This window comes from Algoriphagus jejuensis (assembly GCF_039523455.1).
Classification (GTDB): Bacteria; Bacteroidota; Bacteroidia; order Cytophagales; family Cyclobacteriaceae; genus Algoriphagus; species Algoriphagus jejuensis.
The window spans coordinates 76767-93765 of sequence record NZ_BAAAFI010000013.1 but is presented as its reverse complement, the minus strand read 5'-3'; the positions used below and the strand labels follow the sequence as shown (position 1 = coordinate 93765).

Here is a 16999-nt window from a genome sequence, read left to right as displayed (position 1 = left end):
ATTCATTACTTTGCTGCGATCCCGCAGACTTTTGCCATGCTCCACATTAAGTCATTCACCGTCAATCCATTCCAGGAAAACACCTATCTTATCCACGACGACCATGGCACTGCTGCCCTGATCGATCCAGGATGCCATACGCCCGCGGAGCGGAAGGAACTGGAGGATTACGTATTGACAAATGGTCTGAAAATCGTTGCTTTGCTCAATACGCATTGCCATATCGATCATGTTCTGGGCAATGCCTGGGCGAAGAAACGATTTGGCATCCCGCTATGGATTCACGCCAAGGAAATTCCTGTCCTGAAATCCGTCGAAGTCTATGCTCCGAACTATGGATTCCAAGGTTTTGAATCCACGGAAGCAGATCATTTTCTTGAAGAGGGGCAGGAATTCAAAGTAGGAACGGAGAAGCTGAAAATCTTATTCGTGCCAGGTCACGCGCCTGGACACGTGGTTTTCTACCATGAGGCCAGCGGCCAATGCATCGCCGGAGACACGCTTTTCCGTGGAAGCATCGGCAGAACCGACTTGCCTGGAGGCGATCACGAAGTGCTTTTGGAGAAAATAAAATCCCAACTTTTCACGCTTCCGGCAGAAACCGTCATCTATCCCGGACACGGGCCAGAAACCAAAATCGGTTTTGAAAAAATGTACAATCCCTTTGTGGGTGAAAGGGCCGTACATTGAATATCAAAGCTCAAATACCAAATACATTAACGCTCCTGAATCTTTTGTCGGGAGTGGTCGGAATTATCTGGGTGCTCGACGGACAAGTCATGACTGGTGCATATTTTGTCTTGATTGGTGCAGGATTTGATTTTCTTGACGGCTTCGTGGCCAGGATGCTCAAGGTTCAAAGTGAAATGGGCAAAGAGCTTGACTCGCTAGCCGATGTAGTCACGTTTGGGGTGCTACCCGGACTGATCCTTTACATGATGACCAAAAACACAACTGATTCGGATTCTTACCTTCCTTATCTGACGCTGATCGTTCCAATGCTTTCGGCCTATCGATTGGCAAAATTCAACTTGGATACCCGACAAAGTGACCGTTTTATCGGACTTCCTACGCCTGCCAACGCGCTATTCTTGAGCACGCTACCCTATCTCGGTTTGCGATGGCCAATAGTTGGGGACTGGCTTTCCATCCCACTGTTTTTGGTCGGCATCGCCTGGATTTTTGCCATCTTATTGATTTCGGAGATTCCATTGATTGCCTTAAAATTCAAGAGCGCGTACTTTTCTAAAAACCGATTTAGATACACATTGGTTTTAGTCAGCCTTGCGATTTTCGCAGGACTTCAATTCGCCGGCATCCCGCTGGTGATTTTGGCGTATATTGGTTTATCTGTGATCGAAAATGCAATGGGAAGTGAATGAGATTAAACGTTGCAGCATGGGCGCTTTTTCTGATTTTTGGAGTTTGGGCTGAGATTCCTCAGGCCTCTGCGCAGTATTTTCGATTTAAAATCAAGGATCAGGGTATTTACAAAATCTCCGCTGCACAAGCTTCCAAGCTGGGTTTTTCGAATCTGTCCGAAGTCAGCATTTTTGGCTACCCGGGCATGCTCCCTCAAAAGCTTGATTCGACTCAGTTAAACTTACAGGAGATCCCAGCTTTGGAGCAGGACGGCAGTCTCTATTTCTTTCTGTCGGGACCCAATACGTTCAGCTATTCCGCCGAGGAACCGACTTACTCCCATCACTTTTTTTCAGATTCCTTGAGCTTCCTGATCGGAAAAAATTCGGCTCCACTCAGAATCGGCCTAAAACTGGCCGACCCAGCCGCTGCCGACCCAAAGCATATCTGGTACAGCTTCACTACATTCAAAGCCGAGAAAATCAATCTGCTCAACTCCGGCAGAACCTGGTTTTCGGATCCGATTCGCCAGGGCCAAAGTCTCAACATCAACCTAGATCTCAGCACCGAAACGATCCATCCGTGGATTTTGCGTGGGAAGCTAATGGCTCATTCCTTCGCAGGTTCCACTATGCGAGTGCTTACCGGCAATGAGCTGTTTGGTGAAGTCGCGTTTAGCCCTATCCCCAACTCGACTTATGGCATCAAGGGTAGAGAAGAAACTTTCGATTGGAAAATCAACCCCGGCAACTCATTTCCCCAAATCCGGTTCACCTTCCAGGGAAGCGGATCCGAGTCGGCAGGCTACCTGGATTATTTTGCCGTGGGAGTTCCATTTGCAAATTCAACGTTGACTGAAGGCGTATTTGAATCCGCCGAAGAACAAAAAATCGCCTTGCCACCAAGCTTTGAAACCTGGGAAGTCAGTAATTTTTTCAATCCAATAGCGATAAATTCTTCCTCCGGAAAAAGTGCATACGGCAAGAAATGGGTAATCTTTTCTCCTGAAAACACCGTCGAAATCACGCAATTCACCGCAGCTAAATTGCCTTTGCGTAGCCTGAGTTCCTCTCCCGAACTGCTGATCATCGCCTCTCCCTCGTTGCTTTCCTCAGCAATCAAGCTGGGAAACCACAAGGCTGCCAGAGGAATTGAAGCCTTGGTCGTCACGACCAAGGACATCTACGAGTCATTTGGCTATGGAAATACGGATTACACGGCGATCCGGAATTTCATTGCCCACCTGTATCACTCAGACAGGAAACTCAAAAACGTCCTGATCCTCGGCAAGGGCACCTTTGACTACAAAGGCAAACTTGGTGGCAGACCCAATCTCGTCCCGATCTACACCAGTCGCGAAAGCCTCAACCCGCTGACCACCTTCAGTTCGGACGACTATCTGGGTCTGATCGATTTTGGTCAGGGACAATGGGAAGAATCGCGTGAAGGAGACGAACTGCTGCAGATTGGTATCGGTAGGCTGCCTGCCATCAGCTACAATGAGGCCAACGAAATGGTCGAAAAAATCATTCGGTACGAGTCCAAACTGGTGCGCACTCCAAAATCTTCGACGGTGTCTTTTTTGGTGGATGATGGCGACAGCAATATCCATGTCAGAGATGCAGAATCCCACGCGGTTTTTTTGACGAAAAACCATCCTGACTTCTTGGTCAACAAGCTCTACCTCGATCGATTTGAACAGGAAGAATCCGGCACGAGCCAACGCTCGCCCGATGCAAAATCCGCCTTACTGAAGACATTGGATGAGGGAACGCTGATCCTCAATTTCATCGGGCATGGCAACGAAACGACCTTGGCTGCTGAGGAAGTGTTCCGGGTCGAGGATCTGAGCAACTGGGCGAAACAGGAGCAGTTGGCGCTGTGGATCACGGCGACCTGCGAATTTGGGCGCCATGACAGCCCCTTCCTCCGATCGGCTGCTGAGGAACTGCTGGCTGCCAAAGAAAAAGGTGCAGTCGCCCTGCTCACCACTGGTCGGCCAGTATTCAGCAGTGTTAATTTTTCCCTCAACAAAGCATTTATCGAGGAGGTTTTTAAAAAGAAAGACGGTATATATCAGGATCTCGGCGAGATCTTCAAGCACACCAAAAACAAGAGCCTGAACGGATCTCTAAACCGGAATTTCTCACTTTTGGGCGACCCGAGTCTTCGGCTTGCCATTCCGGAACTTGAGATCAAGCTGGCTGCGATCGAAGATGGACAGACCAATGCTCCGACCGACACGCTACATCCTTTGCAAGAAATAGTGCTAAAAGCCGAAATCATCGATCCGCTCACCCAAGCCTTTCAAGCGGGATTCAATGGTGAATTTCAAGTAGAGTTGCGCGACAAACCGCTGCAGATCGAAACGTTGGGAGATGAAAGCAACCCCTATCTGTTCGAAGAGGAAATAGTACTAGCATTCAAAGGAGTAGGAAAAGTCGTATCTGGAAGACTTGAGGCAAAGCTTTTGATCCCAAAAGGAATAAACCCGGTATTCGGTGCGGGAAATCTGAGAGTCAGAGCTTGGGACACTCAGACCGGACTACAGGCGAAGGGTGCCCAATCACCGATAATCGGCGGCCAAGCCGAAAACGAATCCAACGACACCACTGGCCCGGATATCCAATTGGTCATCAATGGGCAAAACTCCGGACCGTTTGTTTTTCCCACTCCTAATTTGGAAATTAAGGGACTGTTGTCAGATCAAAGTGGAATTAACGTCTCGAGCCTGATCCCTGGACAAAGCCTAAGCATCCAGGTAAACGACCGACCTGCAATTATCCTGAATGAGGATTTTCTGGCAACAGATGGCGACTTTCGAAATGGATTTTTCGAAACCTTTTTAAACGGTTTCGAAGAAGGCAAAAACAAAATCACGCTAAGTGCATGGGACAACGTGGGAAACGAAACCAGCCTCACTCAGGAGGTAGAAATCAAGGGAAGCGATCACCTACAGATACTTAGCCACAAGGTATATCCCAATCCCGCTTCCAGCGAGAGCAACTTTGAATTGACGCATACTAGGCCGGGCGAAAACCTCCTGCTCAACTTAGCTGTGTTTTCTGTTACCGGTGAAATACTATTTTCAGAAGATTTCCGTTTGCTAAGTGCTGATCAGATTATCACCGGTCTGACTTGGTCTTTTTTGCAAAGCCAAACAAAATATCCAGCAAAAGGAACGTATCTTTACAAATTATCGCTACAGTCAGAATTAGATTTCACCTCCGATTCAGTAAGCGGAAAACTAGTTATTCAATGAAAATAAAGGCCGAAAAAAGCAAGAGAAGCGTATTTCTTACCATTTTTCTCTTCGCCGGTTTCTCATCTTTCGCACAAAACCCAAGTGTTCCGCCCAACAGCGTCGTCCTGTCAGGCCAAGATCCTGACCGAAGGGTGATCACTACAGCAGTCCCTTTCCTAAATTTTGCTCCAGACTCTAGACACTCCGGCATGGGAGATGTGGGGGTTGCTACTTCCCCGGACGCAAATTCCGCACACTGGAATTCCGGAAAACTTGCATTTATCGAGGAGGATCTAGGATTCTCCCTTTCCTACTCACCTTGGCTTGGCAAATTGGTCAATGACATGTCGCTTAGCTACCTGACCGGATTCAAGAAAATCGATGAACTGTCGGCTTTCGCATTTGAGATGCGATACTTCAACATGGGTGACATTCAATTGACCGATGGTGCTGGAAACGAGCTGGGCGAGTTCAATCCCCGAGATATCGCTGTTGGAGGCACTTATTCCAGAAAACTTTCCCAGCATTTTGGCTTGGGAATTTCAGCCCGGTTTATTTACTCCAACCTTTCCGGAAACATCTCCTCCTCGACGGGGTCTGAAGCAAAAGCCGGTACCAGTGTCGGAGCTGACATTGGTCTATACTACGAAAAACCCATCTTCGCAGGCGCCAAAGACGGTACTTGGTCTTGGGGCGTGGCGATCACCAACATTGGTCCAAAAATCACCTACAACAGCGCTGAAGATTTAGACTACATCCCTACCAATCTCCGATTGGGAACAGCGTACAAAATCAATTTGGATCCGGTTAACTCGCTGACTTTCGTATTCGACATGAACAAATTGCTTGTTCCTACTCCGCCAAAATACGCAACCAACGAGGACGGAACCTTGGCCACAGATGCTGATGGAAATCTTATCATTAACCCTGGCGATGGAAAAGATCCCAACAGAGCATTGATTTCCGGCATGTTCGGGTCTTTCTCTGATGCTCCAGACGGCTTTTCGGAAGAGATGAAAGAAATCACCTTTTCCCTTGGTGTGGAATACCTCTATGCCGAAAAATTTGCACTTCGCACCGGCTATTTCTATGAAAACCCCGACAAAGGTGGACGCAGATACTTTACCATGGGCTTAGGCATGGACATCAAAAAAATCGGCTTCGATTTCTCCTATCTCGTACCTCAAGTACAAAATCACCCCCTTGCAGAAACCCTCCGGTTTACGCTACTCTACACCATCGCAAGTAATTGATGCTTCTTGACCGATCAACTGCTCCTGAATTTATCATTCCGGCTGATTTTGACTTGTCCTCACCGCAAATACTTGATCTCTCCGGAAATCGGAAATTGTATTTCATCCCAACTCCCGGTTTGGACGTCGTCAAATTGGAAGTCCTGGGCAAAAGCCGACGCTTGTCCCTTCCTTTGCACAAATCTCTGGTCTCGTCATTTGCGCTGCAGATGCTCACTGAGGGGACAATAAGTCAATCGGAAACCGAGCTTTCTGAGTTCTTTGATTTTCATGCCACTGAGGTTCATCCTCTTCTTACTTATTCACATGAAGGGATGAGTCTGCTTACGACCAAAAAGCACTTTGCCGAAGTTTTACCGGTTTTCGCTTCGCTTTTTGATCAAGCTGTTTTTCCGCAGGAAAGCTTGGAAAAGCGAAAGTCCCAACGCAAGTTATCCATCAAATTCGAACGTGAAAAGTCGGCCTCCCGTGCGAGCGGGCTTTTCAGAAAAATCCTCTTTGGAGAAAACCACCCCTACGGCCACGAGATCACCGAGGCGCATGTAGATCAAGTAGAGCGAAAGGATCTAATCGACTACTACAGAAACGAGCTTTGGACTGACACAGAGTTTTTTCTATGTGGCAATCTGAATCAGGAAGAGGTAGAGGAGATCACCTCGTCTATCGAACTGCTCCCCTTCAAGATTTCTAAGGGGGAGGCAGAGCTTCCTCCGACGACGACTGGCACGGCAATTTATGAAGAACGGGAAGACGCAGTTCAAAGCAGCATTCGCATCGGCAACTGGTCTATTGCAAAAGATCATCCGGACTTTCTGGCCCTATCCGTGTTCAACACCATTTTAGGCGGCTATTTTGGCTCTCGCTTAATCAAAAACATCCGCGAGGACAAGGGGCACACCTATGGTATCTCCTCTTCACTGGCTGAGATCGGCGACATCAACTATTGGGTGATCGGTGCGGACGTACAAAAATCCCAAACGGGGATCGTAATCGAGGAAATCTACAAGGAAATCCAACTACTCGCGACTGAGCCAATCTCAGCAGACGAGCTCGAAGTAGTACGAAACTACCTGATCGGACAGATGCTCTCCAGATTCAGCTCTTCTTTTGATCTGATGGATCGATTTAGGGCGGTTCATCATTCCGGATTGGATTTTGAATTTTATCGAAAAAAGCTGGCCTTCCTAAGGACTTTTACTGCGCGTGATATACTCGACGTCGGTAAAAAATACTTTTCGAACCCTCCGTACCTCGAAGTGGTCGTAGGCTGATCAGGATATCTTGGTATAGAGCCAAGAAATATCCCATTTATATTTCGCCCACATCTTATAGACTCGAAATTCCAAAGTCTTCAGTTCAAGCTCTTCGCCTAAACGCACAAGTTCACGCGCCGGCTCAAAATTAGCCGACCAAAGGGCGTGCTTGAGCTCGTAAAGTACGCGACGTCCCAATGCCTGATTTTCCTCGGGATAGCGGTTCATTTGATGGATTTTTGTGCAAACCTTCACTGTACTGGGCAGCATCTTGGAGAGATGCGGGCGATATTGAGCAGCCGACATCGAATTGGACAGTTTTCTCTTGAGCACACCGATATGATCCGAAAAGCGAACTGGATAACTTCGAGCGAGCCTGACCATAATATCGAAATCCTCATAGGAAAGCGACTCGTCGTACCCGCCCTCCTTTCGGAGAATAGCCGCGTTGAAAACGATCGTCGGAGAGCAGATATAGCTTTTCTGGATCAGTGTCGTGTAGATATCGCCAAGCTCTATCTTGTCCAACAAATCTCCCGCATTATCTCTTTGGTAAAATGAACTGACCTCACCTGAGTGGTCTAAAATGTAGGCATCCGAAAAAACAAACCCAGCGTTCTGATCCGCCTTCAATTCGCGGATGGAGGTTGACAAGTGCTCCGGATATAAAACATCGTCTCCAGACAAGTCGACCAAATACTGGCTGTCCACCGTCGCGAGGATCTGATTGAAAAGCTGGCAATAAGGCTGCACTCCCCGGTTAAAAACCGTCCGAATAGGCAACAGTCCCGAGGACTGGTTGACCCAATTCCGAATCTTGTCGGCAGAGCCATCAGTACTCCCATTGTCTACGACAACCAATTCTTTGGCCTGATAATCCTGCATCCGAACACTCTCTAAGGTCTCTTCAATCCATTTTTCATGATTGTATGCAATACAAATAACCGTGGCCTGCCCTGCTGTGTCCATGATTATCGGGTCAAAATCCAGCTGATTTTATTACTGATTTCATTCGAAAAACGGGACTTAAAAAACATCAGGCTATGGTTGGCGCCAGCATCAGTATCCGATGAGCCCAAATCAATGAAATTGGTATTTTGCTCAGCAGCAAGTTGGAAAAGCTGTAAAAGGCACAACTCACCTACACTTTTCAAGGGGGATTTGGGATGAACAGCTGAAAGAAAATAGTACAACGAATCTGGGAATAGCTTTACCGCAAGTGTATGCCCAATCGCATTTCCGTCTTTTGATACAGTGATCAAAAAATACCGCTCCGGGTAATCCGAAACCTGTGCGATCAATCGCTTTTCGTCAAAACTCGACTCGTATCCTTTTTCGCGGTTCCAGGTTCTGATTTCCTGCAAAAATCCAAAATTTTGAATTGATCCTACCTGCACCTTCACACCGGATTCTTTCGCCTTGGTCTGAAACTTCAACTGCTCCTTCTTCACGAACTTTTTGATTTTCTTTTTCCCGATAAAAAACTGATGACTCAGCACGGCCTCCTGTTCAAATCCATTCTTGAACAGAATGTAATTGATCAGATCGGAACCAGGCTCGTAAGGCTTTGGCGGTTGTACAATCCTCACCGTGATGATTTGACGACGCTTCAGCTCCACCAACACCGCTTTGACAAACTCCTCCAAACTCGCCGAAGACAAATTCATCTCGACGAAAATCCCGCCGAAGGGCGACTGCGGTAGAGACACCGCATCGGCATTGTCTGAGATCGAAAAGGTGATAGATGCCTTGAGCTTTCCTTTTTTTACCCAAGCAAAGTCAAGCTGACGGTCAATTCCGACGATTGGGCTATTTCTCAGGAAATAGGGGTGCGATTCCCCGATCGAAGAAAAAACCCTTAACTCATGAACCTCAGTTTCCTTTCTGTAAGCTTCCAAAATAGTCCTTGTCTCTGATGAAATCCTCTTCTAGAAAAACCTGATCCCCAAGCCCCAGTAGGACAGCGTCATTAAAAAACCGGATTTCAATCCAATTTAAAGGGGGAACAAAAACACCCCTTCCAGCACCTTCAAGAGTAAACTCGGTCAAAGCACCATCCAATCCTTCCGATCTGATCTCCAGCCTACCTGTCAAGGCAACAATCACCTGCGACTCCTGCCTATGGGCGTGATTGCCACGAGTCTCTCCCTTCTTTACTCCTGATATCCAGAAACAACGAAGAATTCCATTGGGAAAAAGACCACTGTTTTCCCAGAAATGCACGGACCCGCGCTCGTTTACATTCCCTTTAATGTCAATAAATCTTGGTGGATGATATTCTAATCTCACTGCTTTGGAAGGATTACAACGATGTCTAAAAATAAGACAAAACGGATTAAAGCCCCGTTAGCCCTAAGTTAATTTTATATTTTCGGTTCTCTGTTCCCCCTACCACTGATGAGCAATTCCCCCGACATTCCCGAAAACTCTGATTCCTACCTGACTCTGCGAGGAAAAAGCGATGGGATTTTCAAAGAGCAAGGCAGCAGGTTTCTCTATTTTTCCTTTCCGGTCAAATCAGAAGAAGACATAAAGATCGAACTAGTGTCACTTCGCAAACTTTATTTTGACGCCAGTCATCATTGCTATGCCTGGAGTCTGGGACGAGATGCTGCTCACTTTCGGGCCAATGACGATGGTGAACCCAATCATTCGGCCGGTGATCCTATCCTCGGGCAAATTCGCTCCAACCAACTCACTGATGTTCTGATCGTGGTCGTGCGGTATTTTGGGGGCACTAAACTTGGCGTGAGCGGGCTGATCAAAGCCTACAGAACTGCCGCTGCACTGGCGATAGAGGAAAATGAAATCACCAAAGAATGGGTGAAAGCACAACTCAACTTTAGCTTCCCCTACGCCGCCATGAACGAGGTGATGAAAATTGTGAAAGCACTAGACATTGAAATCCTTTCTCAGGAAATGGCGCTCGACTGCAGCATGACTCTTTCGATGCGAGAGAGCAATTTTGCTCAGGTTCTATCCAAACTGGAAGACATCGAAGGACTCGTGCTTGCTACTGGCTAAACAAACTATCCAGATATCCCTCTTTGCGAAGCAAATTGAAGATTTCCAAGCAGGCCCAAGCATCGGTGGCGGCATAGCGCTGCTGTCTTTCAGTCAAGACCTCAGACTCCCAATTGGACACCTGTTCGGTCTTTGATATTCGGATTTTCAACACCATCCCACTGAGATTTCTGACGCCCACATTGAGAAAGCCGACTTTTTTCAGCTCGTCATTGAGGTCAAAAAAAGATTGGGGGTAAAAGCTGTCGGTCAACTTCCCAAGGCCTTTGAGGTCATCGTGTACGGCAGCACCGATCTTAACCAAGTTCTCCTTTTCCATCAGATTGCGCAGCGACTCGGGAAAACCGATCTTGTTTAATCTGAAAAGAAACGCCTGTGTGGACGTCGATAGCTGCAAAAGGGATACGTGATTAAATTCCCCTTTTCTAAAAGAGGGTTTGGTCTCGGTATCAAACCCTATGATGCGCTGCTCATTCAGAAACTCCACCGCCTCCTCTACCTGATCCGCGTGGTCAATCAGGAAAATTTCACCCTCAAACTGCCCCAGTTGCAGCGTGTTTACTTCTTCTTTGGTAATACTAAATGGAATCATGCTAACTCTTCTTCCGGCTCATAATAGTGAATCCCGATTTTCAAATAACCATATAAAATGGTCATAAATGGACTGATAATGTTGAAAAAACAATACGGTGCGTAGGTCAACGTCGCCACTCCCAAGACCGAAGCCTGAGTCGCTCCGCAGGTATTCCAGGGCACGAGGACTGAGGTCACTGTCGCCGAGTCTTCCAGCGTACGGCTGAGATTTTCAGGCTTCAAACCCCGCTTACGGTACACATCGGCGTACATTCGCCCAGGCACCAGTATCGCCAGATATTGATCGGAAGTTGTCAGGTTAAAAAACATACAGGTCGCCGCAGTAGATGCAATGAGCGAACCTACGGAATGAACCTTTTTGATGACTGCTTCCGCCAAGACGCGAAGCATCCCGCTTTCCTCCATAATGCCTCCCAGCACCATCGCACAGACAATTAACCAAATCGTATTTAGCATCCCGGCCATGCCGCCAGTCACCAATAGTTCATTGACGACATCATTGTCGGTGACGATTGCGATTTCTCCATAGAGGGCCAACATCACTGCTTTGAAACTCAAATAAACGTAGGAACCGGCCTCATTCGCGATAGCAGCCACGATCTCCGGTTGAAAAATCACAGCAAAAACTCCCCCCAAAAGTGCTCCGGCTAGCAGCGCAGGAATCGCCGGCACCTTTTTGACTATCATTCCGATCACAACCAAAGGCACGATAAAAAGCCAGCCTGAGACATTGAATTTGGAAGATATTACTGTTGAAATAGCCCTCACCTCTTCCACACTTCCCGCAGTCTCATAATTCAGACCAATCACTCCAAATAAAATCAACGTAATTACAATGGTCGGTACGGTCGTCTTCGCCATATATCGGATGTGAGTAAACAGGTCGGTTCCAGCCATAGCCGGGGCAAGATTTGTCGTGTCACTCAAGGGAGACATCTTGTCTCCGAAGTACGCTCCAGAGATAATCGCTCCTGCGATAATCCCTTCTTCAAACCCCAACGCCTTGCCAATTCCCAGCAGCGCAACCCCTACCGTCGCTACCGTAGTCCAGCTGCTGCCGGTAGCTATCGACACCACTGCACTAATAAAACACGCTGCGATAAGGAAAATTTCAGGACTCAATACTTTCAATCCATAAAAAATCATAGCAGGAACGATCCCACTCAGCAGCCATGTGCCAGCCAGGGAGCCTATCAGGAAAAGGATCAAAATTGCGCTCATGGCTGAGCTAATGCTCTTGACAATTCCGTCCTGAAGGGTTTCCCAACTCAGCCCAAGTTTGAAAATTGCAATCACTCCAGCGACTGTTGCCGAAAGGATAAGCACCATCTGATTGGAGCCTGACAGGCTGTCAGTACCAAAAATCTGGATATTGATAATCAAAAGGATTATTAAAAATAGTATGGGTATAAGGGCATCTATGACTCGGGGGGCTTTTGGAAGGCCTTTCATTCGATATTTCGGATAGTTTGAAAGGTTTGAATCTAAGTAAAAAAATCAATTACATTCTCGAAAGAAGCTTGGAAAGCTCTTTCCCTACCTCCCAACCAATCGCTACACCCATCCCGCCGAGACGAACTGCGACAGCTGTTTTTGCTCCTATTGGCTGAATAAGCGGAGATTTATTTGGACCAAAAGCCATAATTCCTGTCCACTCCATCTCCCATTCGATCACTTGGCCGGGAAATATCACCTCAGTTGCGAGTTGCATAAGATGGGCCTTGATCTTGGGGTTGGTTTCAAACTCGAGCGTTTTTTCGACTTCAAAGTCCTTGTTTCTTGCTCCTCCCAGCAGTAGTCTCCCGTCGATCTCACGAAAATACACGTAGCCCTTGTCCATATGAAATGAACCCTTCCAGGGGATTTTCTCGGTAATCGGCTTACTCAGAAGGATCAAGCCTCGTCCAGGCTCCAAGGGACCGTGCGGCCAAAGCTTCTTAGAAAATGCATTAGTGCAGATAGCAACTTTCTCTCCGGTGAATTCGAAAAAGTCTTCATTGGAATTGTTTTCGGCGATGACAACTCCTTCGTCTTTGCGGACTTCGACCACGGAGACTCCCGTCAAAATCTTCACGCCCATCTCGGATGCATTTTCCCAAAGGGCGCCCAAATACGCTCCCGGGTCCAGTTCACCTTCGAAATGATTTTCGATGACCATCTTGACACGATCGGAAAAACCGAGTGTCTCTGGCTCTTTCACCACTGAAAAAACATCTTTTTTAAACAGCTTCCGAAGCATCTTGTTGACTTCCTGCAGTTGATCGGCTGCAGCGATATTGTCTGCGTCGAGGAGTTCGAAGCCGTGACTGTTTTTATATTGAAGCGCTTTGTCGCCAAATCGCTTTCTGATTTTGCGAAGCCCCTTGTACCTCATCTCTACCAGAGCAGTTACCTCGTCCGGGGTCATCGTCCAAAAATCATCCAGTATCTCCGTCAAACTTCCGAAGCAGGCAAAACCGGCGTTTTTGGTACTTGCTCCGCAGGGCAATACCCCCTTATCCAAAATCAAAACGCTCGCTTTGGGATGCTTCTTTTTATAATTTATCGCCGTCGATAGCCCGGTAAAGCCCGCGCCAACCACGATCAAATCATACTTGAGAAAGTTTTTTTGCTCCCAATAACTGAACATTGTCCCGGTATCGTTTATAATTTCAAATGAGTTATCTATTTTGAATCCAAGCTACCTCAATAAACCCAAAAAACTATGAGAAAGATCGATTTGCTCCTGGACGAATACGGGGAAAGCCATCGAAATCAGACCAATAAGCTGATTCATTGGTTTTGTGTTCCTGCGATTTTTTTCAGCATCGTAGGACTGATTTTTAGTATCCCAACAGGCTTTCTGCCAGACGCCATGCCATTTTTGGGGAGTTTTGCCAATTGGGCGACGGTGACCTTAGCACTGGTTTTGGTCTATTACCTTTCGATATCTGTGCCTCTGACCGTCGGCATGCTTTTCTTTTCGGTATTCTGCCTTGCCCTGGCTGATTTTCTCAATCTCGCCTTTCCTGGCAAGCTCTGGATGATCAGCCTGGGAATCTTTGTGGTCGCTTGGATTATTCAATTTATTGGACATAAGATCGAAGGGAAAAAACCGTCCTTTTTCAAAGATGTCCAATTTCTCATGATCGGCCCGGCTTGGCTAATGCACTTTATCTACAAAAAAATCGGCATCCCTTACTGATTTGATCGCGTGGATCGCCCTATATCTACTTGGAAAATAGCTGCTGGACTTTTTCGATTGAGCGCCGGTTTTTCGAAGAACCAATGCTTTTCACGATCGACCTTTTTTCTTTTGCGGTCAACCTCCAATTCAACGATGCTCGCTGCATAGTCTCCTGTGAGCCGGACAGCTCTTCCATCTGGACTTGTTCCGGTGCATATTCAAACTCAATCCTCTCGAGCTCGAAAGGCATGGACTCCCCCATGTAGTTGAACAGCACCTCGTTTTGGATGGTTTGCAGGTTATCCCAATTGACGTAAATATTTTTGAGCGGCGTAAAGACTTTTTCAAAAATCCGCTGAGGTTTGGTAGGCGCTATTTCCACGGACTTCTCAGAATCCCGAATCGATATCAAGACAACCCCGCTGGTGTTACTAGCTATCCAGTCCTGAAAAACATACAAAAACCGAAGGGCATCCTGAATCCCGAAATTATCGGACAAGCCCGTATCCATCGTCTCCATGACGGGATTCGAGGGAAGCTCGACGTTTGGGGTGATAAATGGAAATGTAGCGCTCATCCGCAAGGCACTGAGAAATCGGAGATTCCCGGCATCATGGGCGGTGAAAAACCTCAAAAAGTCGATCGTCTGTTTTTTCTCATCCAAACCGGATTTTGCCATTACAGAGCTCCCCAAGTACGACATCGAATGTGGTGAGATTACCAATTTACGTCCATCATTGGTAACCAGCGAAGTGACCGGCAAGAGGGGAATCTGACCATCATATTCCGGTGCCCGATAGGCCTCCAGTGGTTTATCCAAGATCCCGTTCGTATTGAGATTAAGCTGATTTTCGAAGGCATAGCCGCGGTCTTTGAGATGGCTGTAGCCGCGATACTCAAACCGCTGATTTCGGATCAACAGGTCATTGACCAGCAAAGTAAACAGGATCGGGTTGAGATTGTCAGCAGAAATCTGCTCCAGGTATTTGGGGTTCGTCGGATCAAAAGAAGGTTCCGAAAGTGATCGTAAGTAGATCTCTCTAAAAAATGCCTCTCCGATTATCCCACCCGAAGCACCGGTATACAATTCAGTATGCTTCGTGATGCCTCCCTCGGTGGCTGCGTGGATGGTTTGCAAGACATGAAGTGTCCAGAGTGCAGCCCGTTGCCCACCGCCGCTTGAAGCGACGATTACCAATTTTGGAAGAGAATCTTCGAGAAATTTCGACTTCCAGTTATCGAGAATTCTAAGCGTGTTTTCTCTATCCTTTTTCAAGGTATCTGGATGGGTGAGGGAATCCAGTTTCGCTAAAGTATAGGAAGCAGGTGGTGCCGAATAGTTAATCCCGTAAACCTCATGGGGACGATTGAGAAAGGAAACATTTGAGAGGAAATTGATCGAAAGCAATAAAAGAGAGACCACAAACGTGGCCCAGCTTCTCAGCCAAAAACTCATCGCACCCACCAACATCACCAAGATCGCCAGCAGGAGGGTGACACTCATGGCGGCTGGAAACTGAAGGACCTCTTCTTCTTTGAAAAAGCCCAGGAAAAGAACGAACAGAATCAGAAGGATCTGAATCAGAAAGAGGTTCAGGTGATTTTGATCAAACACACGAAGCAGCTTTCTGGTCTCAAACCTGGAAATGTCAGGTCGGACGTTCACCATTTTCAGTCTTAGATCGAGGTAGCTGAGAACGTCATCTTTAGCAATCTTAAGCGCCTTATACTGGCTCAACACATTGGCACGGGTAAACTTTACTTTTCGCAGTCTTTTATCCAATGTCCCAGCGAAAATAATAAAAAAGTCCTTGTTGGTGAGGGCGAAATACCCAAAGATCAAACTGTAGCTCACTACTCCGCCGAGAGAAAACCCAAGATAAAACTTAACCACCTCCCAGTTTGAAGGCAGATCATTATCTAGCTGAAAGACGATGAATTTGACGCTGTAAATCAGGTAAAAAATGAGTGGAATAATGGAGTTATTGATGCAAAAATGGATGAAAGGCTTAGGAATTATTGCCAAAAACTTAAACTGGCGCCCGTCCATGATATAGGTGGTCATGTGAAACGCCATCGTCAGAATAGCCATTCCAATCCCAATCAGAAAGAAACTCAACCAGGAAACCTGATGCAGGTATTCCGGATCCAAAAATAAAAATGGAATACCCAATACCACTCCGAACTGCTCGAGTATCACTCCCAGTAATACCACCCAAACCAAGACCAAGGCTAGGTTTTTCCGAAGGTGAAGTAGAAAAAGCTGAACAGGAAAACTGTATAAAATCCTCTCGCGCATGGACATATTGTTGGGAACAAGATACTGTTTTTTAAGAATTACTATTGAAAGCTTAGGGGCATATAGGCGCTAAAACTTTCTCAACTGAAAGTCAACAGGTTAAACGATTCAGCTCCTGTAAATCAGAAGTTATTCCTCCCAACCATTCGCAGCTTTAGAATAGAAAAAGTACCTTCGAATCCTTAAAAGTCAAAAAGATGAGAACCTGGTTTCTGTGCAAAGTTAAGTACGCAAAAGAAAATGAGGAAGGCTTGCTAAAGAGCATTTCCGAGCAATATCTGGTAGATGCGGTGTCATTTACCGAGGCGGAGGCGATTCTATACGACCGGCTAGGTTCTCAGATCAGAGGAGACTTTCAGGTGACCGGCATCAGCAAGAGCAATATCGTGGACGTGTTTTACTTTGAGGATTGTGATGTATGGTATAAGTGCAAGATTACTTACCTGATCGCTGACGGTGAGAATGGCAAAGAGAAAAAAGTCACGCAATACATGATCGTAACCGCGGAGGATGTGCGCCAGGCTTACGATCGAATCCAAGAAAGTCTCAGTAATATGTTGGTAAGCTTCCGGGTACCTGATATCAACGAAAGCTCTATTGTCGAAGTGTTTCCATTTGAAAAAGACGAGGTAGCCGAACAGCTACCCCCAGGAAACTTCAGGCCTGTCAATCAGGAAGAAGAATTGTAAGACGAAAATGGCCGCAAGAATTTGCGGCCATTTTCGTTTTAAATCCTCTCCACTCCCGACAGGCCGAGAAGAGGAATCACGAAAGAACAAGGTGGCATTTAGGAATTTGGAGATT

At 46.8% G+C, this 16999-nt stretch carries 15 protein-coding genes; 8 read left to right on the top strand and 7 right to left on the bottom strand.

Annotated elements, in window-relative coordinates; translation table 11 throughout:
* Window positions 1-36 precede the first annotated feature (36 nt).
* From ABD031_RS12725 to ABD031_RS12705, 5 genes are read left to right on the top strand one after another with little or no spacing between them, the layout of a single operon-like run.
* The gene (locus ABD031_RS12725; protein ID WP_343852019.1) at window positions 37-690 is read left to right on the top strand and encodes an MBL fold metallo-hydrolase; all 654 of its coding nucleotides are present in this window, start codon (window positions 37-39) and stop codon (window positions 688-690) included.
* Window positions 687-1382, top strand: coding sequence for a CDP-diacylglycerol--serine O-phosphatidyltransferase (gene pssA, locus ABD031_RS12720; protein WP_343852017.1), 696 nt, complete (start codon window positions 687-689; stop codon window positions 1380-1382). The genes ABD031_RS12725 and pssA overlap by 4 nt, the downstream gene beginning before the upstream one ends.
* Window positions 1379-4624, top strand: a complete 3246-nt coding sequence (gene porU / locus ABD031_RS12715) for a type IX secretion system sortase PorU (RefSeq protein WP_343852015.1) — start codon at window positions 1379-1381, stop codon at window positions 4622-4624. Before pssA ends, porU begins: the two co-directional genes overlap by 4 nt.
* On the top strand, window positions 4621-5859 hold the full coding sequence (gene porV, locus ABD031_RS12710; protein ID WP_343852013.1) for a type IX secretion system outer membrane channel protein PorV: 1239 nt from the start codon (window positions 4621-4623) through the stop codon (window positions 5857-5859). The genes porU and porV overlap by 4 nt, the downstream gene beginning before the upstream one ends.
* Window positions 5859-7130, top strand: coding sequence for a M16 family metallopeptidase (locus ABD031_RS12705; protein ID WP_343852011.1), 1272 nt, complete (start codon window positions 5859-5861; stop codon window positions 7128-7130). The genes porV and ABD031_RS12705 overlap by 1 nt, the downstream gene beginning before the upstream one ends.
* Here ABD031_RS12705 and ABD031_RS12700 read toward each other — a convergent pair whose 3' ends face one another.
* From ABD031_RS12700 to ABD031_RS22390, 3 genes are read right to left on the bottom strand one after another with little or no spacing between them, the layout of a single operon-like run.
* The gene (locus tag ABD031_RS12700) at window positions 7131-8081 is read right to left on the bottom strand and encodes a glycosyltransferase (protein ID WP_343852009.1); all 951 of its coding nucleotides are present in this window, start codon (window positions 8079-8081) and stop codon (window positions 7131-7133) included.
* A gap of 2 nt (window positions 8082-8083) precedes the next feature.
* The gene (locus ABD031_RS12695) at window positions 8084-9010 is read right to left on the bottom strand and encodes a hypothetical protein (protein ID WP_343852007.1); all 927 of its coding nucleotides are present in this window, start codon (window positions 9008-9010) and stop codon (window positions 8084-8086) included.
* Complete coding sequence (locus ABD031_RS22390) at window positions 8985-9335, bottom strand: sugar 3,4-ketoisomerase (protein WP_425542756.1); 351 nt, start codon at window positions 9333-9335, stop codon at window positions 8985-8987. The genes ABD031_RS12695 and ABD031_RS22390 overlap by 26 nt, the downstream gene beginning before the upstream one ends.
* Before the next feature lie 174 nt (window positions 9336-9509).
* Between ABD031_RS22390 and ABD031_RS12690 the strand changes: the two genes are divergently transcribed.
* On the top strand, window positions 9510-10136 hold the full coding sequence (locus ABD031_RS12690) for an IMPACT family protein (RefSeq protein ID WP_343852005.1): 627 nt from the start codon (window positions 9510-9512) through the stop codon (window positions 10134-10136).
* Here the strand turns inward: ABD031_RS12690 and ABD031_RS12685 are convergent.
* Genes ABD031_RS12685 through ABD031_RS12675 form a run of 3 tightly spaced genes read right to left on the bottom strand, consistent with a single transcriptional unit; the run spans window position 10126 to window position 13359 of the window.
* Window positions 10126-10728 (bottom strand): 3'-5' exonuclease, encoded by a 603-nt coding sequence (locus tag ABD031_RS12685; RefSeq protein ID WP_343852003.1) that lies wholly within the window; start codon window positions 10726-10728, stop codon window positions 10126-10128. The genes ABD031_RS12690 and ABD031_RS12685 overlap by 11 nt on opposite strands.
* Complete coding sequence (gene nhaC, locus ABD031_RS12680) at window positions 10725-12182, bottom strand: Na+/H+ antiporter NhaC (protein ID WP_343852001.1); 1458 nt, start codon at window positions 12180-12182, stop codon at window positions 10725-10727. The genes ABD031_RS12685 and nhaC overlap by 4 nt, the downstream gene beginning before the upstream one ends.
* A gap of 49 nt (window positions 12183-12231) precedes the next feature.
* The gene (locus ABD031_RS12675) at window positions 12232-13359 is read right to left on the bottom strand and encodes an NAD(P)/FAD-dependent oxidoreductase (protein WP_343851999.1); all 1128 of its coding nucleotides are present in this window, start codon (window positions 13357-13359) and stop codon (window positions 12232-12234) included.
* Window positions 13360-13434: 75 nt separating this feature from the next.
* Here ABD031_RS12675 and ABD031_RS12670 point away from each other — a divergent pair, with 75 nt between their 5' ends.
* On the top strand, window positions 13435-13914 hold the full coding sequence (locus tag ABD031_RS12670) for an Mpo1 family 2-hydroxy fatty acid dioxygenase (protein WP_343851997.1): 480 nt from the start codon (window positions 13435-13437) through the stop codon (window positions 13912-13914).
* Window positions 13915-13939: 25 nt separating this feature from the next.
* Here the strand turns inward: ABD031_RS12670 and ABD031_RS12665 are convergent, their stop codons facing one another.
* Window positions 13940-16195 (bottom strand): patatin-like phospholipase family protein, encoded by a 2256-nt coding sequence (locus ABD031_RS12665; protein WP_343851995.1) that lies wholly within the window; start codon window positions 16193-16195, stop codon window positions 13940-13942.
* Between the two features lie 197 nt (window positions 16196-16392).
* On the opposite strand from ABD031_RS12665, the gene ABD031_RS12660 reads away from it, so the two are divergent.
* Complete coding sequence (locus ABD031_RS12660) at window positions 16393-16884, top strand: DUF4494 domain-containing protein (protein ID WP_343851993.1); 492 nt, start codon at window positions 16393-16395, stop codon at window positions 16882-16884.
* The last annotated feature ends 115 nt before the right edge of the window (window positions 16885-16999 follow it).